Here is a 26,184-nt window from a genome sequence, read left to right on the forward strand (position 1 = left end):
AGGGGGAATAGGATGAATATTTTAGGTTTTTTCCAGCGCCTCGGTAGGGCTTTGCAGCTCCCTATCGCCGTGCTACCGGTTGCAGCGCTGCTGCTGCGATTCGGGCAACCCGATCTTCTTAACGTACCGTTTATTGCTCAGGCTGGCGGTGCCATTTTTGACAACCTGGCGCTGATTTTCGCCATCGGTGTTGCCTCTAGCTGGTCAAAAGACAGCGCGGGTGCCGCAGCGCTGGCAGGGGCAGTCGGTTATTTCATCCTGACGAAAGCGATGGTAACCATTAACCCAGAAATCAACATGGGCGTGCTGGCAGGTATCATTACCGGTCTGGTCGGTGGTGCTGTGTACAACCGCTGGGCAAACATTAAGCTGCCAGACTTCCTGAGTTTCTTTGGCGGCAAACGTTTCGTGCCGATCGCGACAGGTTTCTTCTGTCTGGTTCTGGCCGCTATCTTTGGCTACGTCTGGCCACCGGTACAGCATGCGATCCATGCGGGTGGTGAGTGGATTGTTTCAGCGGGTGCACTTGGCTCAGGTATCTTTGGTTTTATCAACCGTCTGCTGATCCCAACCGGTCTGCATCAGGTGCTGAACACTATCGCATGGTTCCAGATTGGTGAGTTCACCAATGCTGCGGGCACCGTATTCCACGGCGACATCAACCGCTTCTACGCGGGTGACGGCACCGCAGGCATGTTCATGTCTGGCTTCTTCCCAATCATGATGTTTGGTCTGCCGGGCGCTGCGCTGGCAATGTACCTGGCTGCGCCAAAAGCGCGTCGCCCAATGGTTGGCGGCATGCTGCTGTCCGTTGCGATTACCGCGTTCCTGACCGGCGTAACCGAGCCGCTGGAATTCCTGTTCATGTTCCTGGCGCCGGTGCTGTACCTCATGCATGCGGTCCTGACCGGTATCAGCCTGTTTGTGGCGACCCTGCTGGGTATCCATGCTGGCTTCTCCTTCTCTGCAGGCGCGATCGACTACGTGTTGATGTACAACCTGCCGGCGGCAAGCAAGAACGTCTGGATGCTGGTGGTAATGGGTCTGGTCTTCTTCGTCATCTACTTCGTGCTGTTCACTGCGGTTATTCGTATGTTTAACCTCAAAACGCCGGGCCGCGAAGACACCAAAGATGAAGTGGTCACCAACGAAGCTAATAGCAATACCGAAGAGGGGCTGACCCAGCTGGCGACCAGCTATATCGCTGCCGTTGGGGGGACTGACAACCTGAAAGCCATTGATGCCTGTATCACTCGTCTGCGTCTGACGGTAGGTGACTCTGCGCGCGTCAGCGACGCAATGTGTAAACGCCTTGGTGCATCGGGCGTGGTTAAACTGAACAAACAAACTATCCAGGTTATCGTGGGTGCCAAAGCGGAATCCATCGGTGACGAAATGAAGAAAGTGGTTGCCCGCGGTCCGGTCGCGGCAGCATCAACCGACAGCGCGCCTGCGTCGACGGTTGCCCCGGTAGCGAAGCCGCAGGCCGTGCCTAACGCCGTGACGGTGGCCGCGCTGGTCTCTCCGGTTACGGGTGACGTGGTTGACCTTGAGCAGGTGCCTGACGAAGCGTTCGCCAGCAAAGCGGTCGGTGACGGTGTGGCGGTGAAACCAACGGATAAAACCGTGGTGTCTCCTGCTGCCGGTACCATCGTGAAAATCTTCAACACCAACCACGCGTTCTGCCTCGAAACCGAAAAGGGCGCGGAGATCGTTGTCCACATGGGTATCGATACCGTTGCGCTGAATGGTCAGGGCTTTACTCGCCTGGTGGAAGAGGGGGCCGAAGTGGTGGCAGGTCAGCCGATTCTGGAAATGGATCTGGACTTCCTGAATGCCAACGCGCGCTCGATGATTAGTCCGGTCGTGTGCAGCAACATCGACGACTTTAGCGGTCTGGTACTCCAGGCGAAAGGTCAGGTTGTTGCGGGTCAAACCCCGCTGTATGAGATTAAAGGCAAGTAATCGCTCCTGAGTAGAGTCATGCCTTAAGCGGCGGGGGATATCCTCCGCCGCTTTTTTTTGCAGCAAATGCCCCCATTATTTTCATCTGATACGTATTTTCCGTAACTAAGGGTTGTCACTACGTCCGGCTTATAAGATCATATGCCGTTATACGTTGTTTACGCTTTGAGGAATCCACGATGAGTGAGGCAGAAGCCCGCCCGAGTAACTTTATTCGTCAGATCATCGATGAAGATCTGGCCAGTGGTAAGCACACCACAATTCATACCCGTTTCCCGCCGGAGCCGAATGGCTACCTGCATATCGGGCATGCGAAGTCCATCTGCCTGAACTTTGGCATTGCGCAAGACTACCAGGGACAGTGCAACCTGCGTTTCGATGACACCAACCCAGTAAAAGAAGACATCGAATACGTTGAGTCCATCAAAAATGACGTGCAATGGTTGGGCTTCAACTGGTCTGGCGATATCTGCTACTCCTCTGACTATTTTGATCAGCTGTATGCCTACGCGTTAGAGCTCATCAACAAAGGTCTGGCGTATGTAGACGAACTGTCTGCAGATGAGATCCGTGAGTACCGCGGTACGCTGACCGCACCGGGTAAAAACAGCCCGTTCCGCGATCGCAGCGTGGAAGAGAACCTGGCGCTGTTTGAAAAAATGCGTGCCGGTGGCTTCGAAGAGGGCAAAGCGTGCCTGCGTGCCAAAATCGATATGGCGTCTCCGTTCATCGTGATGCGCGATCCGGTGCTGTACCGCATCAAGTTCGCAGAACACCACCAGACCGGCAACAAGTGGTGCATCTATCCGATGTACGACTTCACCCACTGCATCAGCGATGCGCTGGAAGGGATCACCCACTCGCTGTGTACGCTGGAGTTCCAGGACAACCGTCGTCTGTACGACTGGGTGCTGGATAACATCACCATTCCTGTGCATCCGCGTCAGTACGAGTTCTCTCGTCTGAATCTGGAATACACCGTGATGTCCAAGCGTAAGCTGAACCTGCTGGTCACCGACAAGCACGTTGAGGGCTGGGACGACCCGCGTATGCCAACCATCTCTGGTCTGCGCCGCCGTGGCTACACCGCGGCGTCAATCCGTGAGTTCTGCAAGCGTATCGGCGTGACCAAGCAGGACAACACCATTGAGATGGCGTCTCTGGAATCCTGCATTCGTGAAGACCTCAATGAAAATGCCCCGCGCGCGATGGCCGTTATCGACCCGGTGAAGCTGGTTATCGAAAACTATCCGCAGGGCGAGAGCGAGCTGGTCTCCATGCCTAACCATCCGAACAAACCGGAAATGGGAAGCCGCGACGTGCCGTTCAGCGGCGAGATCTGGATTGACCGCGCTGACTTCCGCGAAGAAGCTAACAAGCAGTACAAGCGTCTGGTGCTGGGTAAAGAAGTGCGTCTGCGTAATGCTTACGTCATCAAAGCCGAGCGCGTAGAAAAAGATGCGGAAGGAAATATCACCACCATCTTCTGTACTTATGACGCTGAAACGCTAAGTAAAGATCCGGCGGATGGCCGCAAGGTGAAAGGCGTTATCCACTGGGTGAGCGCATCCCACGCGCTGCCGGTAGAGATTCGTCTGTACGATCGCCTGTTCAGCGTGCCTAACCCAGGTGCGGCGGAAGACTTCCTGGCGACCATCAACCCGGAATCTTTGGTGATCAAGCAGGGTTATGCGGAGCCTTCTCTGAAAGCGGCTGAAGCAGGCAAAGCGTTCCAGTTCGAACGTGAAGGATACTTCTGCCTGGACAGCCGTCACAGCACGGCGGAAAAACCGGTATTTAACCGTACCGTGGGCCTGCGTGATACCTGGACGAAGATCGGCGAATAATATTGCTGCTCTGGTCAATGAGAAACAAACGCCGCATTATGCGGCGTTTTTTTATTTAACGATCAGAGTATTAAGCCAGGGGTTAAAGTGGCGTCATGAAAATAACAGGTCAATGAGGTGCTACTTATTTTTTAAAAAAAAGTTTGTGCCATTACGAAATTCAAAAGGGTTATAAAAAAGGAAACCGATCCCACGCCTGGATACTGAAATAGCTGAGAATTTCCCGTCATTCCTCGCCTTCCTGTAAATGTTACAAAGCACTACCAATTATGTGCACTTCGTCATAATCCTGACCTTTGCCCGCTGAAAAGCATTGATAATTCGCGTCGCGAAAAATAACCTAAAGACGGTAGTTAATTCGAGGGTATTTAAAACTACCCCTGACCATTTGGTCTTTTTTATTTACGCCGTTTCAGGCGTTTTAATTCGTCAAAGAGGAATAATCTATGCGTACGTTCAGTGGCAAACGTAGTGCGCTGGCGCTGGCTATTGCCGGTGTGACAGCAATGTCGGGCCTGGTGATTGCGCCAGAGGCAAAAGCAGCGGGTTTCATCGAAGATTCTACCCTCACGGGCGGTATTTATTACTGGCAGCGTGAGCGTGACCGTAAAGACGTCACTGAAGATAAATACAAAACCAACCTCTCGCACTCCACCTGGAACGCCAACCTGGACTTCCAGTCAGGCTACGCCGCGGATATGTTCGGTCTGGATATCGCCGCGTTCACCGCGATCGAAATGGCGGAAAACGGCGACAGCGGCCACCCGAACGAAATCGCCTTCTCCTCCAGCAACAAAGCCTATGATGAAGACTGGTCCGGGGATAAGAGCGGTATCAGCCTCTACAAAGCCGCAGCGAAATTTAAATACGGCCCGGTCTGGGCGCGTGGGGGCTATATTCAGCCAACCGGCCAGACGCTGTTAGCCCCACACTGGAGCTTTATGCCGGGTACCTATCAGGGTGCAGAAGCCGGGGCTAACTTTGACTACGGTGACGCAGGTGCGCTGAGCTTCTCCTATATGTGGACCAACGAGTACAAAGCACCGTGGCACATTGAAATGGACAAGTTCTACCAGAACGATAAGAAAACCAAAGTCGATTACCTCCACTCGCTGGGTGCGAAATACGACTTCAAAAACGATCTGGTTCTCGAAGCGGCATTCGGCCAGGCGCAAGGGTATATCGATCAATACTTTGCCAAGGCCAGCTATAAGTTTGATATTGCGGGTAGCCCGCTGAGTACCAGCTACCAGTTCTACGGTACGCGCGACAAAGTCAGTAACGGTGGCGTCAATGATATCTACGACGGCACCGCGTGGCTGCAGGCGTTAACCTTCGGCTACAAGGTCGGTCAGGTTGATTTGCGTCTGGAAGGCACATGGGTGAAAGCGGAAGGGCAGCAGGGCTACTTCCTGCAGCGTATGACCCCGACCTATGCTTCCTCCAACGGTCGTCTTGATATCTGGTGGGATAACCGCTCCGATTTCAACGCCGACGGTGAGAAGGCGGTCTTCTTCGGCGCCATGTATGATCTGAAAAACTGGAACCTGCCGGGCTGGGCGGTGGGCGCTTCTTATGCTTACGCCTGGGATGCAAAACCAGCCGACATGGCAACACCGGATGCTTACTACGATCCAAACTATCGCCTGAAAGAGTCTTCCTACAGCCTGGATGCTATCTATACCCTGCAGGATGGCCGCGCGAAAGGCACGATGTTCAAACTGCACTTCACCCAGTACGACAACCACTCCGATATCCCGAGCTACGCGGGCGGTTACGGCAACATCTTCCAGGATGAACGTGACGTGAAATTCATGGTTATCGCACCGTTCACCATCTTCTGATGAATCGTCCGGCGGGTTAGATCCCGCCGGACCGGAGACTGCAAATGATGAAAAAAATCGTAATCGTCGCGCTGTTGGCATCGGGGCTGGTGGCGTGTGCCCAGACTCAGGCACCGAAAGAGGACTCCCGTCTCAAGGAGGCCTACAGCGCCTGCATTAATACTGCGGAAGGTTCGCCGGAGAAGATTGAAGCCTGCCAGAGCGTGCTGAACGTGCTGAAGAAAGAGAAAGCGCACGAGCAGTTCGCGACGCAGGAGAATGTCCGCGTGATGGATTACCAGGCCTGTATCCAGGCACGTAAAACCGGTAACGATCAGGAAGTGGCGAAGCGTTGCGATAAGATCTGGAACGAGATACGCAATAATAATAAATAAGTTGCTTTACGCCCGGTGGCACTGTGCCACCGGGCTTTTTTCTGGCAAAAAAAAGCCAACCTTACGGCTGGCTCAGAGTATGAACACTCACTTATTTTGCGTCATGCGCATGTTCATTTTCGCGGCAATCGCCTTCAGCGCAGTGACCATAAAGGTACAGGCTGTGGTTGGTCAGACGGATGCCGTGACGCGCGGCGATTTCACGCTGGCGCGCTTCGATAGAGTCATCGCTAAATTCAATGACCTTGCCACAGTCGAGGCAGATCAGGTGATCGTGGTGCTGCTGCTGGGTCAGTTCGAAGACAGATTTACCACCTTCGAAATTATGACGGGTGACAATGCCCGCGTCATCAAACTGGTTCAGCACGCGATAGACGGTAGCCAGCCCAATCTCTTCACCCATGTCGATAAGACGTTTATAAAGGTCTTCCGCACTGACATGGTGATTGTCTGGACCCTGAAGCACTTCGAGGATTTTTAACCGAGGAAGCGTAACTTTCAGGCCAGCCTTCTTTAATGCGGTATTGTTGTCAGTCATGCGGAATCTGTCCTGTTGCTAAACGATTCACTTCTGTAGGAAGTGACAGAAAATGCACCCGGGATAATGCGTCTCATTATAGAACTGCCATGGCTAAATGAAAACTGCAAGTCTCAGGCAAAATATGCTTATAAAAATGGGGTATCACCAACAAACTTGCTCGGTGGAAAACCACATTTTATCAGGGAGACATTGTACAGGTCTGGGCGAAAAAGTTAAAAGATTGTAGCAATTAATTTAATCGGTTTGACCTGGTGCGCGGGCGCAACCGCCGTTGCGCCGCGATAAAAATCAGGCGTTGAGAATATCGTCCAGGTGCAGTTCTTCACGGATCTGCTTAACCCATTTCTCGACGCGCTCTGCAGTCAGTTCTGGCTGACGGTCTTCGTCGATGGCCAGACCCACGAAATGATCGTCATCGGCCAGGCCTTTGGACGCTTCGAAGTGGTAACCGGCGGTTGGCCAGTGGCCGACGATTACAGCGCCATTCGGCTCAATGATGTCGCGGATGGTACCCAGCGCGTCACAGAAGTACTCGGCGTAGTCTTCCTGGTCGCCACAGCCAAACAGGGCAACCAGCTTACCGTTGAAGTCCACTTCTTCCAGCGTCGGGAAGAAATCATCCCAGTCGCACTGGGCTTCGCCGTAGTACCAGGTCGGAATACCCAGCAGCAGAATGTCATAGCCTTCGAGATCTTCTTTGCTGCTCTTGGCGATGTCATGCACATCAGCAACGTCTTTACCGAGCTGTTTTTGAATGTTTTTCGCGATATTTTCGGTATTGCCGGTATCACTGCCAAAGAAAATGCCGATGATTGCCATGAGTAAAATAACCTCTTGAAACTTAATAGTATGGTGGCGCAATTCGGCCACGGATAAGGGCAATAATAGCAGAACTGGCAACCCTGCGGAAACAGCTATCGCGCAGGACTGCACTCTGTGCTACATGAAAAGGGTAATTAAGGGAATTTTCAGACTTATGCCTGGCTGCGCAGCATCTCAAGCTGGGCGATCAACATCTCTTCAATGAGCTCGCTGCGGCTAATATTTCGCGCGTCGGCCAGCTCGTTAAGCGCATCGACCGCGTCGGCGTTGAGCTTCAGTTCGACACGCTTAAGCCCACGATTTTTATCGCGTTTAAGCTGATTGCGTTTATTGATACGCAGCTGTTCATCGCGCGAAAGCGGATTCGTCTTCGGTCGTCCCGGGCGACGCTCATTCGCGAACAGATCTAGTGTCGTACGGTCCGTTTGTTCTTTGGCCATGATTCTGAGACTTCGGGGGAAACACGCCGCCCTGCTAATGCCCGGGCGATAAGCGCGCCATCATACATCACCAAAAACGGCGCGCCAACGACTGGAAGCCCGCAGCCTTCCAGTCGCTCTCTTTTTAATCAATTTGCAGTATCAGCAAGATAGCGGCGAATGGCGCGCAGCACGGCGTCAGGTTTTTCCGCATGCACCCAGTGTCCGGCTCCGGCAATGACGTGGGCACGAGCCTGCGGGAATTGCGCCAGTATGGCGTCGCGGTACGCGTCGGTAACGTAAGGGGAATTGCCGCCGCGAATAAAGAGGGTAGGGTGTGGCCAGGCGGGTACGGTTTGCCAGCCCACAATATTGTTGTACTGGTTCCAGAGCACCGGCACGTTAAAACGCCATTGCCCGTCAACAAACGACTTCAGCAGGAACTGGACGACGCCTTCTTCATCAAGATGCTCACGCATGACGGCAGCCGCCTGCTGACGCGTCGCGGCACCCGCTTCGGTGACCGCATTGATAGCGGCAAAAATTTCGTCGTGACGGCGGACGTCGTAATCCACGGGCGCAACATCAATCACCACCAGGCCGTTAATACGCTCCGGGGCCAGCGCCGTCAGGGCCATCACCGCTTTACCGCCCATTGAATGCCCGATGAGGGTCACCTTTTGCAAGTCGTTGGCATCCAGCGTATCCCGCAGATCCTGCGCCATCGCGGCGTAGGTCATCTCGTCGGAACGGCCGGAAAGACCGTGATTGCGCATATCGACCTGAAGAATATCGTGGTCGGTAACCAGATCGCGCGCCAGCACGCCCAGGTTATCCAGGCTGCCAAAAAGCCCGTGAACCAGTACGATGGGAGAATTATTGTTCGGCGATTGTGCAGTTTGCGCTCGGGTATTCAATTTCATGGCAAAGTTCTTTTTTTACGTATGTCAGGTTAGGGTATCATGTTGTCCATTCTGCCGCCCGGCTGCAAGGTTCCAGTTTAATCTGACTTTTGCCGCCAACCTGGTTTGACGCTATCCGCTGTTGGGATTTGACCTTATAATCCCAATGACTTGTATTCAGATAAGATATCGCACTGGATTAAGATGAAAACAATCGAAGTTGATGACGAACTCTATCAGTATATTGCCAGCCAGACGCGGCATATCGGGGAGAGCGCGTCCGACATTTTACGGCGCATGCTTAAAATTTCCGCCGCTTCACAGCCTGCTACCCCAGTCACCAAAGATGTCGTGTCTCAGCCAAGCGTTGTTGCACAAGCAAAACCTGCCGTGACACCGGCTAAAGATAAAGTGCGCGCGATGCGCGAGCTGCTGCTCTCCGATGAATATGCGGAGCAAAAAAAGGCGGTTAACCGCTTTATGCTGGTGCTGTCTACACTTTATTCACTGGATAACAAAGCGTTTGCTGAAGCGACCGAGTCGCTGCACGGCCGTACTCGCGTCTACTTCGCGGGCGACGAGCAGACGTTGCTGCAAAATGGCAATCAAACCAAACCCAAACATGTTCCTGGCACCCCATACTGGGTGATCACCAATACCAATACGGGCCGCAAGTGCAGCATGATTGAACATATCATGCAGTCCATGCAGTTCCCGGCGGAATTGATTGAGAAGGTTTGCGGTACAATTTAACCCTTGCATCAGAAGGACCCGGTAATGGCAAATCACAGCCGTGCAGGCCAACCTGCACAACAAAGCGATTTGATTAACGTCGCTCAGCTGACCGCGCAGTATTACGTGCTGAAGCCGGTCGTGGGCAACGCAGAACACGCAGTGAAGTTTGGTACATCTGGTCACCGCGGCAGCGCGGCGCGCCACAGCTTTAACGAACCGCACATTCTGGCCATTGCTCAGGCCATTGCGGAAGAGCGCGCTAAAAATGGCGTTACCGGTCCTTGCTACGTGGGGAAAGATACCCATGCCCTGTCTGAACCGGCCTTTATCTCCGTGCTGGAAGTTCTGACAGCGAACGGCGTTGATGTGATTGTTCAGGAGAACAACGGCTTCACCCCAACGCCTGCGGTCTCTAACGCCATCCTGGTACACAACAAAAAGGGTGGCGCGCTGGCTGACGGTATCGTGATCACGCCATCCCACAACCCGCCGGAAGACGGCGGCATCAAATACAACCCGCCTAACGGTGGCCCGGCAGACACCAATGTCACCAAAGTGGTGGAAGATCGTGCGAACGCCCTGCTGGCTGACGGTCTGAAAGGCGTGAAGCGCATCTCTCTGGATGCGGCCATGGCGTCCGGCCACGTAAAAGAGCAGGATCTGGTTCAGCCGTTCGTGGAAGGGCTGGCGGAGATCGTCGATATGGCGGCCATCCAGAAAGCCGGCCTGAAGCTAGGTGTGGATCCGCTGGGCGGCTCCGGTATTGAATACTGGAAACGTATTGCCGAGCACTACAAGCTGGATCTGACCATCGTGAACGATCACGTCGATCAGACCTTCCGTTTTATGCACCTGGACAAAGACGGCGCGATCCGTATGGACTGCTCCTCCGAGTGCGCGATGGCGGGCCTGCTGGCGCTGCGTGATAAATTCGATCTGGCGTTTGCGAACGACCCGGATTACGACCGTCACGGTATCGTCACTCCTGCCGGGCTGATGAACCCGAACCACTATCTGGCCGTTGCGATCAACTACCTGTTCCAGCACCGTCCGCAGTGGGGCAAAGAGGTGGCTGTCGGTAAGACGCTGGTGTCCTCCGCGATGATCGACCGCGTGGTCGAGGCGCTGGGCCGCAAGCTGGTGGAAGTACCTGTGGGCTTCAAATGGTTTGTTGACGGTCTGCACGACGGCAGCTTTGGCTTCGGTGGTGAAGAGAGCGCGGGGGCCTCTTTCCTGCGCTTCGACGGCACGCCGTGGTCAACCGATAAAGACGGCATCATCATGTGCCTGCTGGCGGCAGAAATCACCGCGGTCACCGGTAAAAACCCGCAGGAACATTACAACGACCTGGCAGCACGCTTTGGTGCGCCAAGCTATAACCGTATTCAGGCCAGCGCAACGTCTGCCCAGAAAGCGGCCCTGTCCAAACTCTCTCCGGAGATGGTCAGTGCAAGCACCCTGGCGGGCGATCCGATCACCGCGCGTCTGACGGCGGCACCGGGTAACGGTGCGTCTATTGGTGGTCTGAAAGTGATGACCGAAAACGGCTGGTTCGCTGCGCGTCCATCCGGTACGGAAGATGCGTATAAAATTTATTGCGAAAGCTTCCTCGGCGCTGAGCATCGTCAGCAGATTGAGAAAGAAGCGGTAGAGATTGTCAGCGAAGTGCTGAAAAACGCGTAAGTGCGGTTTGTGTGCCGGGCGGCACTGCGTTTGCCCGGCCTACAACAACGATCGTAGGCCCGGTAAGCGCTAGCGCCACCGGGCTTTTTTCAACTGTGCTTATTCTTCAATTCAAACCGCGGTGACACCAGACCGTACAGCGTCCAGCCCATAAAGGTCACCATCGCACCATACAGCATCGCTTCCTGTCCGGAGGAATAGAGCGCATAGAAGCTGTAGATTGCGCCAATCAGCGCCACGATATTGGCCGCACGCGCCTTGCGCGGATCCACCTTCGCAACCTTCTGAATAATCACCAGCGCCGCCATCGACAGAATATACGGAATGATGTTCGTCACCACCGCCAGGTTGACCAGCACGTTGAACTGGCTGTTCAGCGACGGGCTAATGGTCATCAGCGACAATCCGCTCTGGAAGATAACAATCGCCAGCATGCCCTGCACCGGCGCATCGGCTTTGGTCACACGGGAGAAGATTTTTGGGAAGTAACCTTCATCAGCCGAAGATTTAAATACCTGTGCGATGGTGAACTGCCAGCCAAGCAGTGAACCGCAGCATGACATGACCATCAGACCCATAATCACTTTCCCGACTTCCGGCGTGAACATCTGCGCGAAGGCCAGCCCGAACGGCGCCGTGGAGTTGGCCAGATCCATGTTCGGAACGATGCCCGCAATGACGTTCGTCGAGACGATATAGATCACCGCCGCGCCCAGCGTACCGCCGAGGACCGCAATCGGCACGTTCTTTTCAGGGTTATCAACCACTTCTGCGTTCGCGCAGGCGGATTCCAGGCCCAGGAAGGCCCAGAGCGTCATGGCGATAGAAGAGCCGACTGCGCTGAAGAACGGCACATGGTGCGGGTTCCAGGAGTTAGCGTACAGGGTCGGGCTGAACCAGAACCAGCCGATGATGCACAGGCCGACAACCGGAATAATCACGCCCCAGACGGTGATGCTGGAGAGCTGTCCGGTGATACGCGCCCCGCCAAAGTTAGCCACGGTGCAGATCCACAGCACGCCGATGGTGGCCAGGCCAATCTGTACTGGGCTAAGCGTCGCGCCAAACAACTCCGTACCGTAGCCCACGGCGGAGATGGCAATCGCCACGTTGGCGATCAGCAGTGACACCCCGTAGGTATAGTTGGCCATAAAGTTGCCAGACTTACCAAAGGCATACTCGGCGTAGCCCCCCATGCCGCCTGACTTGCGGCTGAACATCCCGCACTTGGCAAACGCCCATGCCAGCGCCATCGAGCCGACGGCGGTCACCAGCCAGGAGATAATTGAAATGGTTCCTACTTCGGCAAGCTTGGTGGGCAGCATAATGATCCCTGAACCCATCATGTTCACCATGGTGAGGATGGTCAGCTGCACCACGCCCATCTTATTGGACTTGCTCATAATTTCTCTCCTTTCAGCAGCGCGGGCTGAGCGGCGGGTTGTTTGATGACGTTACAGCGAACCTGTTTGCGGCCCTCGCACTCTTCGACGTACACACCCTGCAGCTCCGGCGCGAAGCCCGGCAGCAGGTTGATGCCTTCTTCCAGCGCGGCGAAGTAGCGCAGCACGGAGCCGCCCCAGACCTCCCCTGGAACCACGCACAATACCCCCGGTGGATAAGGGAGGGCGCCTTCGGCGGCGATGCGGCCTTCCGCGTCGCGCAGGGAGACCAGTTCCACTTCTCCGCGCAGATAGGCGTAGTTCGCGTCCTGCGGGTTCATCATCACGCGCGGGAAGTGAGACTTGCGGAACATCTCTTTCTGCAGCTGTTTGACATTGTGACGGGCGTACAGGTCATGCATCTCCTGGCAGATCTGGCGCAGGGTGTAATCCGCGTAACGTTCCGGATGTTGTCTGCAGATGGAAGGCAGCACCTCTTTTAGTGGAGCATCGCTCTCGAGCAGTTTTTCGAAACGCACCAGCTGCGCCACCAGCTGCTGCAGCTTGCCCATATCTTCCGCAGGCGTGAGCAGGAACAGGATCGAGTTGAGATCGCATTTCTCCGGCACGATGCCGTTTTCACGCAGGAAGTTGGCGAGGATGGTGGCAGGCACGCCGAAGCCGTCATACTCCCCGGTGCGGGCGTTAATGCCCGGCGTGGTCAGCAGGAGCTTGCACGGGTCGATAAAATACTGATGCTCGGCGTAGCCTTCAAAAGCGTGCCAGTTTTCACCCGGTACGAAGTGGAAGAAGCGCAGATCGGTCGCAATCTCCGCCGTGTCCCAGCTTTCCCACGGACGGCCATCCACTGTCTCCGGCACGAACGGGCGCAGATACTGGCAGTTCTCCAGGATTAGTTTTCGCGCCTCAATACCGTTCACCACGCAGTCCATCCACATGTTGCGGCCGCTCTGGCCTTCATGCATACGGGCGTTGATGTCCAGCGCGGCAAACAGCGGATAGAACGGGCTGGTGGAGGCGTGCATCATAAAGGCATTATTCAGCCGCTTATGCGGGACATAGCGCTGCTGGCCTTTGATATGGCTGTCTTTCTTGTGGATTTGCGAGGTCTGGGAGAAGCCGGCCTGCTGTTTATGCACGGACTGGGTAACCAAAATCCCCGGGTCGTTTTCGTTCAGCTCCAGCAGCAGCGGCGAGCAGTCGGCCATCATTGGAATAAACTGCTCGTAACCCACCCAGGCCGAGTCAAACAGGATGTAATCACACAGGTGCCCAATCTTATCCACCACCTGGCGGGCGTTGTAGATGGTGCCATCGTAGGTGCCCAGCTGGATCACCGCCAGACGGAACGGACGCGCATCGCGTGCACGGCCGGGTGCGACTTCTGCCACCAGCTCGCGAAGATAGCTTTCTTCAAAACAGTGGGCGTCAATGCCGCCGATAAAGCCGTACGGGTTGCGCGCGGTTTCCAGATAGACCGGCGTTGCGCCTGCCTGGAGGAGGGCACCGTGATGGTTGGATTTGTGGTTATTACGGTCGAACAGCACCAGGTCGCCCGGGGTGAGCAGGGCGTTCAGCACCACTTTGTTGGATGACGAGGTACCGTTGAGCACGAAGTAGGTCTTATCGGCATTAAAGACCTTCGCCGCATGCTGCTGTGCGATGCACGGCGCGCCTTCGTGGATCAGCAGATCGCCCATTGCCACGTCGGCGTTGCACAGATCGGCGCGGAAAAGCGTCTCGCCAAAGAAATCAACGAACTGATTGCCGGCAGGATGGCGGCGGAAGAACTGGCCGCCCTGATGCCCCGGGCAGTCAAACGCGCTGTTGCCCTGTTTTACATAGTCGACAAGGGCGCGGAAAAACGGCGGGCGCAGCTGGGTTTCATACTTCAGGGCAGCCGCCTCCAGCTGGCGTCCATAAAAGTCGTTGCTGGTGTCTGAATACTCAAATACGCCATGAATGCGCGATAAATAATCTGCCGGAATGAATTCTTCTTTATGCGTCGCGACAAAAACAGGAATGCCAAATCCGGTGGCTTCTATTTCTTCCAGTATGCCGTCGGTAATATCACTGACCGCCAGCACAATAGCGGCAACGTCGATATAATCCGAGGCCCGGACATCCACCAGTTCACGCTGGGTGGTAAAGCAATCCGGACATGCGCGGCTGGCTGCGATTTTTAAACTTTTCATCTTTCTCTCTTTATTTTAGGTAATAAGCGTCCCTCGATTTCTTGCAAAAAAGAAATCGATAATTTTCCGGAAAAAAAGCAAAGGGTGGCCGCTGATTAAAATCAGTACATTGCTTTTTGAGGATTGAAATTCAGTCCGCCCGGTGCGGATGGGTCTGAATCAAAATGAATGAGCGCACGCGTTCACAGGCAATGGCCTGTAAAATAAGAGGTTTCAGGGTAACCTGTAAGCGAATGCGCCAGAAGTCGAAGGACTACCGGGCATTAAAGAGATGAAAGTCAAAGCAGTTTCGGTGGGCAAACATCATGATATGTGTTGTCCGCCTTATATGGGGCATTAAACGATTGTTGTTTTCCATGATTTATTTTCCTTTCAGTAATTGAAAGCACGGTCATTTTATCCAGGAAAACGCGATTAACTGTGAAGGAGATCACCGTTAACCGATCATTTTAGAAATAAATAGTCGTTTTTGATGAATATCGCAGATCAAAATTCTGATTTGTTGGTATCTGGTTAATAGGATGTATTGCAAATGTTTTAAATGGGCATAAATAACCCAAAAAATATCGAGTGGATTATTTATGAAATATTTTCTGAGAGATTTTGATTTTATTTAAAAATAAAATGAATAGTTATTCAGAGCATAAACCGATAACCGATACCGGTTTCAGTTAATAAATGGCGAGGGCGAGCGGGGTCGACTTCGAGTTTCTGACGAAGATGGCCCATATATATGCGTAAATAGTGACTATGTTCCACGGCGTTGGGTCCCCACACCTGACTTAACAGCTGGCGCTGGGTGAGAACCTTGCCGTGATTGTTGAGCAGCACGGCGAGCAGGCGAAATTCGATGGGCGTGAGGTGAATTTCCTCTTCGCCGCGCACAATGCGCCGCGCGGCCAGGTCAACCCGGATATCCCCAAACGTGTAGGTTGGATCGGCAGGCGTGGTGGCGCTGTGGCGACGCAGCGCCACGCGAAGGCGAGCCTGTAGCTCGCCGATGCCAAACGGTTTAATCAGGTAGTCATCCGCCCCGGCATCCAGCGCGGCGATTTTATCCGTCTCTTCAGTACGGGCGGAGAGCACCAGAATCGGCATCTGGCTCCACTGACGGACTTCACGAATAAAATCGATGCCGTCACCGTCCGGGAGACCCAGATCGAGGATCACCAGGTCCGGCTTGCGGGTGGCGGCTTCAATTAACCCCCGCTGAAGCGTACCTGCATCATGGACGCGCAGACCGTCTCCTTCCAGCGCAGCGCGCAGAAAACGGCTAATGGCGATCTCATCTTCAACAATCAAGACGTTGATCACAAATCCTCTGGTAATTCATTAAGTTCTGGCGGGGTTTCCAGAGGAAGTGTAACACAAAAACGCGCACCGCCTTCCGGACGATTCTCCGCGGAAATGGAGCCGCCATGCACGTCAATGATCGCCTGGCAAATGGCCAGCCCCAGCCCCACGCCCGGAATGGCCGACTCCTTATTGCCGCGCGCGAATTTCTCGAAAATAGCCAACTCCTGCCCGGCAGGAATGCCCGGGCCGGTATCCCAGACGTCAAGGCGAAGCGCGCCGTCGTCCACCGTCGCATCCACCCCAATCTGCGCGCTGGCGCCCGCATATTTGGCGGCATTTTCCAACAGGTTGATCAGCACCCGTTCAAACAGCGGACCATCAACATGAATTAAGGTCAGGGGCTCGGGCATGTTCAGCGCAATATGTCGCCCGCCCAGGCCGGGTTCGAGCATTTTCAGCGCGCTGCCCACCACCTCTTCCAGCGTGAGCCACTCTTTTTTGAGGTTAAATCCACCCGACTGGATACGCGCCATGTCGAGCAGGTTATTCACCAGGCGTGTGGTATTCAGCACGTGCTGGCGGATCTCGCTGGCCTGAAGTGCATGCTTCGAGCCTTCCGCCGCCAGGTCCAGCGTCAGAATTTCTGACTGACCGAACAGGACGGTGAGCGGGGTACGCAGATCGTGAGACAGCGCCGCCAGCAGCGAGTTACGAATGCTTTCACGCTCGCTTGCCAGCCGGGCCTGTTCCTCGCTGGCGGTGAGGGCCAGTCGTTCCAGCGCGCTGGCAACCAGCAGCGTAAACGTCTCCAGTAAACGCTGCTGTTCGGGGATCATCAGCTGGCGCAGGTTGGAAGGCTCCACGATGACCAGCCCCTGATTTTTATCGGCGCTGCGCAGGGGCAGAATTTGGTAGGGCACGCCGGGGAGGGTGTCGGTCCCTGCGCCCGCCGGTAAGCCTTTGTCAAAGCTCCAGCGCGCGATGGCTTCGTCCCAGGGCGTCATGCCTGTGGCGGAGGTCAGCGGGCGCAGCTTGCCGTGTTCGTCCGGGAGTAAAATCAGGTTGCTGGCATGAAACGTCGAGCGGATAAACTGCTCGCTGGTCTGCACGATATCCAGCGGCGTGCGGCCCACCGCCAGCGATTTCGACATCTCATAGAGATGGCGCGTGCGCTGTTCGCGATAGCGGGCGATGCGGGCCTGATAGCGCACGCCCGCCGTCAGATTGCCGATCACCAGCCCGACGGTGAGCATGACGGCAAAGGTGAGGATGTACTGCACGTCCGAGACGGCGAGCGTCCCGCGGGGGGCAATAAAGAACAGATCGAAGCTGATGACGTTGATCACCGTCGCCAGGACCGACGGCCAGCGCCCGTAGAAGAGCGCCACCACCACCACGCCCAAAAGGTAGATCATCACCAGGTTGGCGGCATCAAACGCGATCAGCCACTGGCTGGCAATCACGGTAATCAGGGCGCAGAGCACGACGGCGACGAGACAGCCGCGAAGCTGAATGCGCCATTTATCGCTGAAGGTACGGCTGTCCGGCGCGCGATTGGGTAAGGGGGTAGGTTTGTCATCCAGCGCCACGATCACCAGATCCAGATCCGGCGCTCGACGGGCCAGCTTGTCGGCAAAGGATTCGCGGCTAAACCAGCGCCGATGCTGACGACGGCCAATGACGATTTTCCCCAGGTTATGCTCGCGCGCGTAGCGCAGAATGGCTTTATCTTCCTGCGGATCGGAAAGGGTGGCGGTTTCCGCGCCCAGCTCCTGCGCCAGGCGCAGCGAACTCAGGATCGCGCGACGCTGGTTTTCGGGCAGCGCGTGCAGCTGCGGCGTTTCAACATACACCGCATGCCAGACGCTGCCAAATTTGGCCGCCAGGCGCGCGGCGGTGCGGACAAGCTTTTCATTGCCGCTGCCGTGGCCCACGCACAGCAGGATGGCGTCCCGGGTGTGCCAGACGCGTTCCTGTCCCTGTAAATCGCGCCAGGCGCGCATCTGATCGTCCACCCGGTCGGCGGTTCGGCGCAGGGCCAGCTCGCGCAGGGCAATCAGGTTGCCTTTACGGAAGAAATGTTCGATGGCGCGCTCGGCCTGGCCGGCGATATAGACTTTGCCTTCGTGCAGGCGCTGGCGCAAATCATCGGGCGGCAGGTCGACCAGCACCACCTCATCCGCGGAATCAAAGAAGGGATCCGGCACCGTCTCGCGTACCTGAATGCCGGTCACGCCGCTGACCACGTCGTTCAGGCTTTCGAGATGCTGAACGTTAACCGTGGTGAACACATCGATACCGGCTTCAAGTAATTCTTCAACGTCCTGCCAGCGTTTGGGGTGGCGCGAGCCTGGCGCATTGCTGTGCGCCAGCTCGTCCATCAGGATAAGCGCGGGGCGGCGGGCGAGGGCGGCATCGAGATCGAATTCGGTGACTAACCGACCGCGGTGGCTGATGCGGCGGGGCGGCTGGGTAGCCAGCCCCTTCAGCAGTGATGCCGTCTCTTTACGTCCGTGGGTTTCAACCACGCCGATCAGAATATCGAGCCCCTGCGCCCGAAGCCGCTGGGCTTCCGTCAGCATGGCGAAGGTTTTCCCGACGCCCGCGCAGGCGCCGAAGAAAATTTTCAGTTTGCCGCGATGGGCCTCAGCTGTTTGTTCGAGCAGCCTGTCCGGATCCGGGCGCATGGGCTCGTCGGTCATTTAGTTTTTCCTTAGCGCGTCCAGCGCCAGATTCAGCTCAACAATATTAACCACGGGCATGCCGATGAAGCTGACCAGCGGCTTTTGCGTGTGCTCTGCCACCAACTGGCTCACCTGTTCGTCGGTCAGCTGACGGGCAGCGGCGACGCGTGGGATCTGCCATGCCACGGCTGCCGGGGTCAGGCTGTAGTCCAGCCCGCTGGCCGAGGCGGTTACCAGCTCCACGGGAACGACACGGCTGGCCTGCGGATTCGCGGCGCGCAGGGCTGCTACGCGCTCCGCGACGGCTTTGTCCAGCTCGGGGTTGCTGCCCGCCAGGTTGCTGCCGCCGGATGCCATCGGATTATACGGGCTTTCGGCAGTGGCGGAAGGGCGTCCCTGGAAGTAGCGGGCATCCGTAAAGTTCTGACCAATCAGGCGAGAGCCGCGGTTTTCACCGTTTTGCAGTATCAGCGAGCCGTTAGCCTGATCCTTAAACCACCACTGGCCCAGCGCGGTGGTCACCAGCGGGTACAGCCCGCCGGTAATGAGAGACAGCAGTATGAACAGAAGTATAGCGGGGCGTAACATGGTCATTTGATTCACCTTTTAAACCAGGCCGAACAGGGTCAACAGCAGATCGATAACCTTGATACCGACGAAGGGCACCACCAGCCCGCCCAGGCCGTAAATCCACAGGTTGCGGCGCAGCATGGCGGCCGCTGTGAGCGGCTTATAGCTCACGCCCTTCAGCGCCAGCGGGATCAGGAAGACAATAATCAGGGCGTTAAAAATTACTGCGCTCAGAATGGCCGAGGCCGGAGAGTGCAGGTGCATCACGTTCAACGCGTTTAATTGCGGATAGGTCGCAGCAAACGCGGCCGGAATGATGGCGAAATACTTCGCCACGTCGTTGGCGATGCTGAACGTGGTCAGCGAACCGCGCGTCATCAGCATCTGTTTGCCGATGTGCACCACTTCAATCAGCTTGGTCGGGTTAGAGTCGAGGTCGACCATGTTGCCTGCCTCTTTTGCGGCCTGGGTACCGGAGTTCATCGCCACCGCCACGTCGGCCTGCGCGAGGGCAGGAGCATCGTTGGTCCCGTCGCCGGTCATCGCCACCAGACGGCCTTCCGCCTGATACTGACGAATCAGTGCCAGCTTGGCTTCCGGTGTGGCTTCGGAAAGGAAATCATCCACGCCCGCTTCGGCGGCAATCGCCGCGGCGGTAAGACGGTTATCCCCGGTGATCATCACCGTTTTGATCCCCATTTTACGCAGCTGGGCAAAGCGCTCCTTGATGCCGCCTTTGACGATGTCCTTCAGGGCAATGACCCCGAGCACGCGCGCGCCTTCGGCCACCACCAACGGCGTCGCCCCCTGACGGGCCACGCTTTCGACCAGGCTGTCCACTTCCGGCGGGAAGTGACCGTTGTTGGCCTCGATGTGGCGGCGGATGGCGTCAACCGAGCCTTTACGGATCATGCGATCCTGAATGTTAATGCCGCTCATGCGGGTTTGCGCCGTGAAGGGCACGAAGGTGGCGTGCAGGCTCTGCACGTCGCGCTGGCGCAGGTTAAAGCGCTGCTTGGCGAGGATCACAATGCTGCGGCCTTCCGGGGTTTCATCGGCAAGCGATGAGAGCTGGGCGGCATCCGCCAGCGTTTTTTCATCCACGCCCGGGGCGGGTAAGAAATCCGACGCCTGGCGGTTACCGAGGGTAATGGTCCCGGTTTTATCCAGCAGCAACACATCCACGTCACCGGCGGCTTCCACCGCACGCCCGCTGGTGGCGATGACGTTGGCACCGAGCATACGGCTCATGCCGGCCACGCCGATGGCCGACAGCAGGCCGCCGATGGTGGTGGGGATCAGACAAACCAGCAGCGCCACCAGCACCGTGACGGTGACCGCGGTACCGCCATAGGCAGAGAACGGCCACAGCGTCGCGGTTGCCAGCAGGAAGACAATGGTCAGGGCCACCAGCAGGATGGTCAGGGCAATCTCGTTTGGCGTTTTACGGCGCTGTGCGCCTTCTACCATGGCGATCATCCGGTCGAGGAAGGTTTCACCCGGGTTAACGCTGCACTGGATCACCAGCCAGTCGGAGAGAATGCGCGTCCCGCCCGTCACGGAGGCGAAATCGCCGCCGGACTCACGGATCACCGGCGCGGATTCGCCGGTAATAGCGCTCTCATCCACCGATGCGCCCCCTTCAATAACTTCGCCGTCGCAAGGGATGATGTCACCGGCTTCCACCAGCACCACATCGCCTTTACGCAGTTCATCTGCCGGAACGTGGTCCATCTGTGCGCCGTACTTCGGCTCACGTAGCTTGCGTGCGAAGGCGGTCTTTTTCACCCCTTTCAGGCTGTTGGCCTGGGCTTTGCTCCGGCCTTCCGCCAGCGCTTCCGCAAAGTTGGCGAACAGCACGGTAAACCACAGCCACAGGCTGATGGCGCCGGTAAACATCGCATTTCCCGGCATATGGCCCGTTCCCATGGCAATCGCCAGGGCGGTGGTCAGGACGCTTCCCGCCCAGACGATAAACATCACCGGGTTGTGCCACTGCACGCGCGGGCTCAGCTTTTTCACCGCATCCATGAGCGCCTGGCGAACTAATGACGGTTCGAACAGGGCCAGTTGTTTACGACTCATGACAATTTCTCCGCAAAATCAGCGTAAAGAGAGGTATTCCGCGACCGGGCCTAACGCGAGGGCGGGGATAAAGGTCAGGGCGCCGACCAGCAACACGGTGCCCGTCAGCAGGCCGATAAACAGCGCGCCGTGGGTCGGTAACGTTCCGGTAGTGGTCGGTTGGATTTTTTTGTTCACCAGCGATCCGGCTATCGCCATAACCGGCACAATGATCCCGAAGCGGCCCACGAACATGCAGAACGCCAGCAGACAGTTCCAGAATGGAGAGTTGGCGCTTAGGCCTGCAAAGGCGCTGCCGTTGTTGTTGGCGGCAGAGGAGACGGCATACAGCACTTCGCTAAAACCGTGAATGCCAGGGTTAAAGATGCCGCTGCGTCCAGCCTCGGTCATCAGCGCCAGCGCGGTGCCGAGCAGCACGAGGGCCGGGGTGACCAGAATTGCCAGCGCGGTTAATTTCATTTCGCGAACGTCGATCTTTTTACCCAGATACTCCGGGGTGCGGCCAATCATCAGACCGGCAATAAACACCGCCAGCAGCACGAACAGCAGCATGCCGTAAAGACCGGAGCCCACGCCGCCAAACACCACCTCGCCAATCTGCATCAGCCACATCGGGATCATGCCGCCCAGCGCCGTAAAGGAATCATGCATGGCATTGACGGCCCCGCACGACGCTGCCGTGGTGACCACCGCATAGAGGCTGCTGGCGAGAATGCCAAAGCGGCTCTCTTTACCTTCCATGTTGATTGCGCTATCTGCACCCAGTGAGAGGAAGTGCGGATTACCCTGCCATTCGGCCCACATCACCAGCGCTACACAGACCACGAAAATAAGCGACATGGTCCAAAGCAGGGTACGCCCCTGACGGCGATCGTTGACCACGTCGCCAAAGGCAAAGCAGAGCGCGGCGGGGATCAGGAAAATCGCCAGCATCTGCACAAAATTGGTCAGGGCGGTCGGGTTTTCAAACGGATGCGAGGAGTTGGCGTTGAAGAAGCCACCGCCGTTCGTCCCGAGCATTTTGATGGCTTCCTGCGACGCCACTGGCCCCATCGGCAGGAGCTGTTTTGCGCCTTCCAGCGAGGTATAAGGTGCGTAAGGCAGCAGGTTTTGCAGGCTGCCCTGCTGAATGAAGAACAGCGCGATCAGCAGCGCAATCGGCAGCAGGATCCACAGCGTAATGCGCGTCAGGTCTACCCATGCGTTACCTAACGTACTCACTTTCTGACGTGCAAACGCACGCGTCAGCGCGAAGATCACCGCAATACCGCTGGCGGCAGAGAGGAAGTTCTGCACGGTTAATCCGACCATCTGGCTGAAGTAGCTGAGCGTGGTTTCACCGGAATAGGACTGCCAGTTGGTGTTGGTGACAAAACTGACTGCCGTGTTCAGCGCAAGATGCCAGGACAGGCCCGGTAATTGTTGCGGATTCAGCGGCAGGATACCCTGCAACATCAGCATGGCAAAAAGCGCAATGAGTCCGACAATGTTCAGCAGCAGAATGGCGATCAGATAGTCACGCCAGTTCATCTCCCGATCGTCTACACCCAGTACGCGCCAGATCCCTTTTTCAACGCTTCCCGTGCCGGGCAGGGGAACGTTATTGATCAGCCGTGCCAGCCCTGAGCCCAGTGGCCTTGCCAGGACGAACAACACCACTAAGAAACTGGCAATAAGCAAAAACGCCTGAGCAGCCATCAGAATGCCTCCGCATTAATCAGGGCATAAACCAGATAACCCAATAACAGGAACACCAGCACGATGCCAGCAATAAGACCTGCACTCACAATCCACCTCCGGGTGACTTTTGTTGTTGTGCTAACGGTAGGATTTATGGCGCAAAGATTTCGCAAAAATGAGAAGGGCGGGTGTAAAAAAAGTATAAAAATGGCAAAGCCCACAATTTAACTATTGATAAGTAAATCGTTAACTTTTTTGTAACTTAATTACGGCGTGAATGTAAATTTTGGCTAAACGGACGAAAATAAGTGGTCGGATGAGTAGTAAAATTACAAACAAAGCGATATTATTTTAGCCAGGTCACAGATTTTGAATTTTCCGGATGACGTTTCCGGCCAACTATAGGGGAGAAAAATATGGATCTTTATAAAGAGTTTCCGGCTCATATCGTGTTCATGCGCCGCGCTTTCGCCGTAGTGGCTGGCGTGCTGGCTCTGCCGGTGATGCTGTTCTGGAAAGATCGTGCACGTTTTTATAGCTATCTGCACCGCGTCTGGGCGAAAACCAGCGAGAAGCCGGTGTGGATGGATCAGGCCGAGAAAGCGACCTGCGATTTTTACTGATACTAAGACGACACCCAGAAAAAAACGCCGGGGGAGCGATAGCCCCTCGTCAGGGTTTACAGGCACATATTTGCCGTCTTTCTTGCCGGGTGACGCTGCGCTTACCCGGCCTACACAGGGCAAAGAGATCAATGCATTGCATGTTTCATTGTAGGCCCTTGCAAGCGTAGCGCCGCCGGGCGAAATGCACAGCATGCACCTTGTCATCAGTCTGTAAGGCCGCCTTGGGCGGCCTTTTTTATTTCATCCCGTCTACACTTCATGGCAAAGTAGTTCAATGCATGCTTTTTCCTTTTACGGCATGCCCTTATGGACATAATGGACAATAGCCTGGAGTTTTATGCCCACCCATCTGGTTTGGTTTCGCGCGGACCTGCGCGTACATGACAACTTCGCACTCGCGGCAGCCTGCCGTTCCGATGACGCCAGCGTGCTGGCGCTGTTTATCGCTACGCCCGAACAGTGGCAGCAGCATGATATGGCCCCGCGGCAGGCGGCTTACCTCAAATCGCATCTGAACGATCTGCAACACTCACTTGCTGAAAAAGGTATCCCGCTGATCTACAAAGAGGTCAGTGACTTTGCCGCGCAGCTTAAGATGTTGCGGGAGGTATGTCAGCAGAACGGCGTCACGCATCTTTTTTATAACTACCAGTACGAGCTGAACGAACGGCTGCGGGATCGCCAACTGGAGAACATTCTGGGCGAGGTGGTTTGTGAAGGATTTGATGACAGCGTAATGCTGGCACCGGGCAGCGTCATGACCGGCGGCCATGAAATGTATAAAGTGTTCACGCCGTTTAAAAATGCTTTTGTTAAACGTCTGAAAGAGGCGCTGCCGGAGTGCGTACCCGCACCCGCAGCCAGAGGGGAAGCTATAACCACGCTGCCTGAATTAACGTTTAACTATCCCCAACAGGCATTCGATGAGCTTCTGTTCCCCGCAAACGAGAAGGCAGCAATTGCGAAGCTGCGCCAGTTTTGCAAACAGGGCGCGGGAGAGTACGACGCGCGCAGGGATTTCCCGGCGATTGAAGGGACAAGCCGCTTATCGGCAAGCCTGGCGCTGGGCGTACTCTCTCCTCGCCAGTGTTTACATCGTCTTCTGGCCGAGCAGCCGCAGGCGATGGACGGTGGGGCGGGTTCGGTGTGGCTGAACGAACTCATCTGGCGTGAATTCTATCGCCATCTGATGACGTATCATCCCGATCTCTGTAAGCATCGTCCGTTCATCTCCTGGACCGACAACGTCAAATGGCAGCACGATGAGGCACGTTTACAGGCCTGGCAAAAAGGGGAAACGGGCTATCCGATTGTTGATGCTGCCATGCGCCAGCTGAATGAAACCGGGTGGATGCACAACCGCCTGCGAATGATTACCGCCAGCTTTCTGGTGAAGGATCTGCTTATCGACTGGCGTATCGGAGAGCGCTATTTTATCTCTCAGCTGATCGACGGCGATCTCGCTGCGAATAACGGCGGCTGGCAGTGGGCGGCCTCTACCGGCACCGATGCGGCTCCCTATTTCAGGATTTTTAATCCGACCACTCAGGGGCAAAAATTTGATGCCAACGGCGACTTTATCCGCCGCTGGTTGCCCGCGCTCAGGAACGTTCCTGCGAAAGCGATCCACGAACCGTGGGCATGGGCGGATAAACAGGGCGTAAAGCTCGATTATCCCCGCCCGATTGTTGACCATAAACAGGCGCGCACCGCCACGCTGGCGGCGTACGAAGCCGTCCGAAAAGTTTGAGAGCATAAAGATGAAAAACAGTGAACTAGAACGCCTGATTAACGAAAAACTCAATACCGCCTCCTTTAGCGACTACGGCCCGAATGGCCTGCAGGTGGAAGGGCGCGAAACGGTGCAGAAAATTATCACCGGCGTCACGGCAAGCCAGGCGCTGCTGGACGAGGCTGTCCGTCAGGAAGCCGATGCGGTGATTGTCCATCACGGCTACTTCTGGAAAAACGAATCACCGATTATTCGCGGCATGAAGCGCAATCGCCTGAAAACGTTGCTGGCAAATGACATCAACCTGTACGGTTACCACCTGCCGCTGGACGCACACCCGGAACTGGGCAACAACGTTCAGCTTGCGCAGCTGTTGGGGATTACCGTAATGGGCGAAATCGAGCCGCTGGTGCCGTGGGGCGAGCTGGCGATGCCGGTTCCCGGACTGGAGCTGGCCTCGTGGATTGAAGCGCGCCTGGGGCGTCGCCCGCTGTGGTGCGGCGATACGGGCGCGGACCTGGTAAAACGCGTTGCCTGGTGCACCGGGGGCGGGCAGGGCTTTATCGACAGCGCCGCGCGCTTCGGTGTTGATGCCTTTATCACCGGCGAGGTTTCCGAGCAGACCATTCACTCGGCGCGTGAACAGGGGCTGCATTTCTACGCGGCCGGTCATCATGCCACCGAGCGCGGCGGCATTCGGGCCCTCAGCGAGTGGCTGACGGAAAATACCGATCTGGATGTAACCTTTATTGATATCCCTAATCCGGCCTGATGAGAGGTG

Annotated in this window: 22 protein-coding genes; 9 read left to right on the top strand and 13 right to left on the bottom strand. The window is 56.0% G+C overall.

Translation table 11 applies throughout. The annotated features are described in order from the left end of the window. The first annotated feature begins 12 nt into the window (after nucleotides 1-12). The 4 genes from nagE (at nucleotide 13) to chiQ (ending at nucleotide 6,030) form a co-directional block, all read left to right on the top strand. Nucleotides 13-1,965 carry a PTS N-acetyl glucosamine transporter subunit IIABC gene (gene nagE, locus ACEPLT_RS05975; protein WP_232928088.1) on the top strand — a complete coding sequence of 651 codons (1,953 nt, stop codon included), beginning with the start codon at nucleotides 13-15 and terminating at the stop codon, nucleotides 1,963-1,965. Nucleotides 1,966-2,144: 179 nt separating this feature from the next. Then, nucleotides 2,145-3,812 carry a glutamine--tRNA ligase gene (gene glnS / locus ACEPLT_RS05980; RefSeq protein ID WP_181367259.1) on the top strand — a complete coding sequence of 556 codons (1,668 nt, stop codon included), beginning with the start codon at nucleotides 2,145-2,147 and terminating at the stop codon, nucleotides 3,810-3,812. Nucleotides 3,813-4,258: 446 nt separating this feature from the next. After that, nucleotides 4,259-5,656 (top strand): chitoporin ChiP, encoded by a 1,398-nt coding sequence (gene chiP, locus ACEPLT_RS05985; RefSeq protein WP_023293022.1) that lies wholly within the window; start codon nucleotides 4,259-4,261, stop codon nucleotides 5,654-5,656. A 47-nt stretch (nucleotides 5,657-5,703) separates the two neighbouring features. Next, nucleotides 5,704-6,030, top strand: coding sequence for a ChiQ/YbfN family lipoprotein (gene chiQ, locus ACEPLT_RS05990; RefSeq protein ID WP_025912725.1), 327 nt, complete (start codon nucleotides 5,704-5,706; stop codon nucleotides 6,028-6,030). 91 nt (nucleotides 6,031-6,121) lie between these two features. Here the strand turns inward: chiQ and fur are convergent, their stop codons facing one another. The 4 genes from fur to ybfF all read right to left on the bottom strand — a co-directional run bounded on the left by fur (nucleotide 6,122) and on the right by ybfF (nucleotide 8,735). Next, nucleotides 6,122-6,568, bottom strand: a complete 447-nt coding sequence (gene fur, locus ACEPLT_RS05995; RefSeq protein WP_008501066.1) for a ferric iron uptake transcriptional regulator — start codon at nucleotides 6,566-6,568, stop codon at nucleotides 6,122-6,124. A gap of 291 nt (nucleotides 6,569-6,859) precedes the next feature. Continuing rightward, the gene (gene fldA, locus ACEPLT_RS06000) at nucleotides 6,860-7,390 is read right to left on the bottom strand and encodes a flavodoxin FldA (RefSeq protein WP_008501067.1); all 531 of its coding nucleotides are present in this window, start codon (nucleotides 7,388-7,390) and stop codon (nucleotides 6,860-6,862) included. Nucleotides 7,391-7,545: 155 nt separating this feature from the next. Continuing rightward, nucleotides 7,546-7,833 carry a LexA regulated protein gene (gene ybfE, locus ACEPLT_RS06005; RefSeq protein ID WP_008501068.1) on the bottom strand — a complete coding sequence of 96 codons (288 nt, stop codon included), beginning with the start codon at nucleotides 7,831-7,833 and terminating at the stop codon, nucleotides 7,546-7,548. 128 nt (nucleotides 7,834-7,961) lie between these two features. Next, nucleotides 7,962-8,735, bottom strand: coding sequence for an esterase (gene ybfF, locus ACEPLT_RS06010; protein ID WP_032674368.1), 774 nt, complete (start codon nucleotides 8,733-8,735; stop codon nucleotides 7,962-7,964). Nucleotides 8,736-8,918: 183 nt separating this feature from the next. Between ybfF and seqA the strand changes: the two genes are divergently transcribed. Continuing rightward, a complete protein-coding gene (seqA, locus tag ACEPLT_RS06015) occupies nucleotides 8,919-9,467 on the top strand; it encodes a replication initiation negative regulator SeqA (RefSeq protein WP_008501070.1) in 549 nt (182 codons plus the stop codon). 24 nt (nucleotides 9,468-9,491) lie between these two features. Continuing rightward, complete coding sequence (pgm, locus tag ACEPLT_RS06020; protein WP_023343591.1) at nucleotides 9,492-11,132, top strand: phosphoglucomutase (alpha-D-glucose-1,6-bisphosphate-dependent); 1,641 nt, start codon at nucleotides 9,492-9,494, stop codon at nucleotides 11,130-11,132. 89 nt (nucleotides 11,133-11,221) lie between these two features. On the opposite strand, the gene potE is transcribed toward pgm, so the two are convergent. The 9 genes from potE to kdpF form a co-directional block, all read right to left on the bottom strand. Continuing rightward, the gene (gene potE / locus ACEPLT_RS06025; RefSeq protein WP_008501072.1) at nucleotides 11,222-12,535 is read right to left on the bottom strand and encodes a putrescine-ornithine antiporter; all 1,314 of its coding nucleotides are present in this window, start codon (nucleotides 12,533-12,535) and stop codon (nucleotides 11,222-11,224) included. After that, nucleotides 12,532-14,730 carry an ornithine decarboxylase SpeF gene (speF, locus tag ACEPLT_RS06030; protein ID WP_032674369.1) on the bottom strand — a complete coding sequence of 733 codons (2,199 nt, stop codon included), beginning with the start codon at nucleotides 14,728-14,730 and terminating at the stop codon, nucleotides 12,532-12,534. Before speF ends, potE begins: the two co-directional genes overlap by 4 nt. 253 nt (nucleotides 14,731-14,983) lie before the next feature. After that, entirely contained in the window at nucleotides 14,984-15,088 is a 105-nt protein-coding gene (gene speFL, locus ACEPLT_RS06035; RefSeq protein ID WP_003858645.1) for a leader peptide SpeFL, read from the bottom strand. A gap of 278 nt (nucleotides 15,089-15,366) precedes the next feature. Next, complete coding sequence (gene kdpE, locus ACEPLT_RS06040; protein WP_008501074.1) at nucleotides 15,367-16,044, bottom strand: two-component system response regulator KdpE; 678 nt, start codon at nucleotides 16,042-16,044, stop codon at nucleotides 15,367-15,369. Further along, nucleotides 16,041-18,728 (bottom strand): two-component system sensor histidine kinase KdpD, encoded by a 2,688-nt coding sequence (gene kdpD / locus ACEPLT_RS06045; protein WP_232928102.1) that lies wholly within the window; start codon nucleotides 18,726-18,728, stop codon nucleotides 16,041-16,043. The genes kdpE and kdpD overlap by 4 nt, the downstream gene beginning before the upstream one ends. Then, on the bottom strand, nucleotides 18,729-19,304 hold the full coding sequence (gene kdpC / locus ACEPLT_RS06050; RefSeq protein ID WP_232928106.1) for a potassium-transporting ATPase subunit KdpC: 576 nt from the start codon (nucleotides 19,302-19,304) through the stop codon (nucleotides 18,729-18,731). 12 nt (nucleotides 19,305-19,316) lie between these two features. Further along, complete coding sequence (gene kdpB, locus ACEPLT_RS06055) at nucleotides 19,317-21,365, bottom strand: potassium-transporting ATPase subunit KdpB (RefSeq protein ID WP_008501077.1); 2,049 nt, start codon at nucleotides 21,363-21,365, stop codon at nucleotides 19,317-19,319. An 18-nt stretch (nucleotides 21,366-21,383) separates the two neighbouring features. After that, complete coding sequence (gene kdpA, locus ACEPLT_RS06060) at nucleotides 21,384-23,063, bottom strand: potassium-transporting ATPase subunit KdpA (protein ID WP_045909575.1); 1,680 nt, start codon at nucleotides 23,061-23,063, stop codon at nucleotides 21,384-21,386. Further along, entirely contained in the window at nucleotides 23,063-23,152 is a 90-nt protein-coding gene (gene kdpF, locus ACEPLT_RS06065; protein ID WP_014069365.1) for a K(+)-transporting ATPase subunit F, read from the bottom strand. Before kdpF ends, kdpA begins: the two co-directional genes overlap by 1 nt. Nucleotides 23,153-23,461: 309 nt before the next feature. On the opposite strand from kdpF, the gene ACEPLT_RS06070 reads away from it, so the two are divergent. The 3 genes from ACEPLT_RS06070 (at nucleotide 23,462) to ACEPLT_RS06080 (ending at nucleotide 26,175) form a co-directional block, all read left to right on the top strand. Next, nucleotides 23,462-23,668: a YbfA family protein gene (locus tag ACEPLT_RS06070; RefSeq protein ID WP_008501079.1), complete on the top strand. Its 207-nt coding sequence runs from the start codon at nucleotides 23,462-23,464 to the stop codon at nucleotides 23,666-23,668. A gap of 340 nt (nucleotides 23,669-24,008) precedes the next feature. Continuing rightward, nucleotides 24,009-25,421 carry a deoxyribodipyrimidine photo-lyase gene (gene phrB / locus ACEPLT_RS06075; protein WP_232928109.1) on the top strand — a complete coding sequence of 471 codons (1,413 nt, stop codon included), beginning with the start codon at nucleotides 24,009-24,011 and terminating at the stop codon, nucleotides 25,419-25,421. 10 nt (nucleotides 25,422-25,431) lie between these two features. Further along, on the top strand, nucleotides 25,432-26,175 hold the full coding sequence (locus ACEPLT_RS06080) for a type 2 GTP cyclohydrolase I (protein ID WP_021241021.1): 744 nt from the start codon (nucleotides 25,432-25,434) through the stop codon (nucleotides 26,173-26,175). Nucleotides 26,176-26,184: the final 9 nt, after the last annotated feature.

This window comes from Enterobacter sp. fkY84-1 (assembly GCF_052974705.1).

Coding starts and splice junctions, on each gene's coding strand:
- nagE (WP_232928088.1), top strand. CDS start 13: ATGAATATTTTAGGTTTTTTCCAGCGCCTCGGTAGGGCTTTGCAGCTC.
- glnS (WP_181367259.1), top strand. CDS start 2,145: ATGAGTGAGGCAGAAGCCCGCCCGAGTAACTTTATTCGTCAGATCATC.
- chiP (WP_023293022.1), top strand. CDS start 4,259: ATGCGTACGTTCAGTGGCAAACGTAGTGCGCTGGCGCTGGCTATTGCC.
- chiQ (WP_025912725.1), top strand. CDS start 5,704: ATGAAAAAAATCGTAATCGTCGCGCTGTTGGCATCGGGGCTGGTGGCG.
- fur (WP_008501066.1), bottom strand. CDS start 6,568: ATGACTGACAACAATACCGCATTAAAGAAGGCTGGCCTGAAAGTTACG.
- fldA (WP_008501067.1), bottom strand. CDS start 7,390: ATGGCAATCATCGGCATTTTCTTTGGCAGTGATACCGGCAATACCGAA.
- ybfE (WP_008501068.1), bottom strand. CDS start 7,833: ATGGCCAAAGAACAAACGGACCGTACGACACTAGATCTGTTCGCGAAT.
- ybfF (WP_032674368.1), bottom strand. CDS start 8,735: ATGAAATTGAATACCCGAGCGCAAACTGCACAATCGCCGAACAATAAT.
- seqA (WP_008501070.1), top strand. CDS start 8,919: ATGAAAACAATCGAAGTTGATGACGAACTCTATCAGTATATTGCCAGC.
- pgm (WP_023343591.1), top strand. CDS start 9,492: ATGGCAAATCACAGCCGTGCAGGCCAACCTGCACAACAAAGCGATTTG.
- potE (WP_008501072.1), bottom strand. CDS start 12,535: ATGAGCAAGTCCAATAAGATGGGCGTGGTGCAGCTGACCATCCTCACC.
- speF (WP_032674369.1), bottom strand. CDS start 14,730: ATGAAAAGTTTAAAAATCGCAGCCAGCCGCGCATGTCCGGATTGCTTT.
- speFL (WP_003858645.1), bottom strand. CDS start 15,088: ATGGAAAACAACAATCGTTTAATGCCCCATATAAGGCGGACAACACAT.
- kdpD (WP_232928102.1), bottom strand. CDS start 18,728: ATGACCGACGAGCCCATGCGCCCGGATCCGGACAGGCTGCTCGAACAA.
- kdpC (WP_232928106.1), bottom strand. CDS start 19,304: ATGACCATGTTACGCCCCGCTATACTTCTGTTCATACTGCTGTCTCTC.
- kdpB (WP_008501077.1), bottom strand. CDS start 21,365: ATGAGTCGTAAACAACTGGCCCTGTTCGAACCGTCATTAGTTCGCCAG.
- kdpA (WP_045909575.1), bottom strand. CDS start 23,063: ATGGCTGCTCAGGCGTTTTTGCTTATTGCCAGTTTCTTAGTGGTGTTG.
- ACEPLT_RS06070 (WP_008501079.1), top strand. CDS start 23,462: ATGGATCTTTATAAAGAGTTTCCGGCTCATATCGTGTTCATGCGCCGC.
- phrB (WP_232928109.1), top strand. CDS start 24,009: ATGCCCACCCATCTGGTTTGGTTTCGCGCGGACCTGCGCGTACATGAC.
- ACEPLT_RS06080 (WP_021241021.1), top strand. CDS start 25,432: ATGAAAAACAGTGAACTAGAACGCCTGATTAACGAAAAACTCAATACC.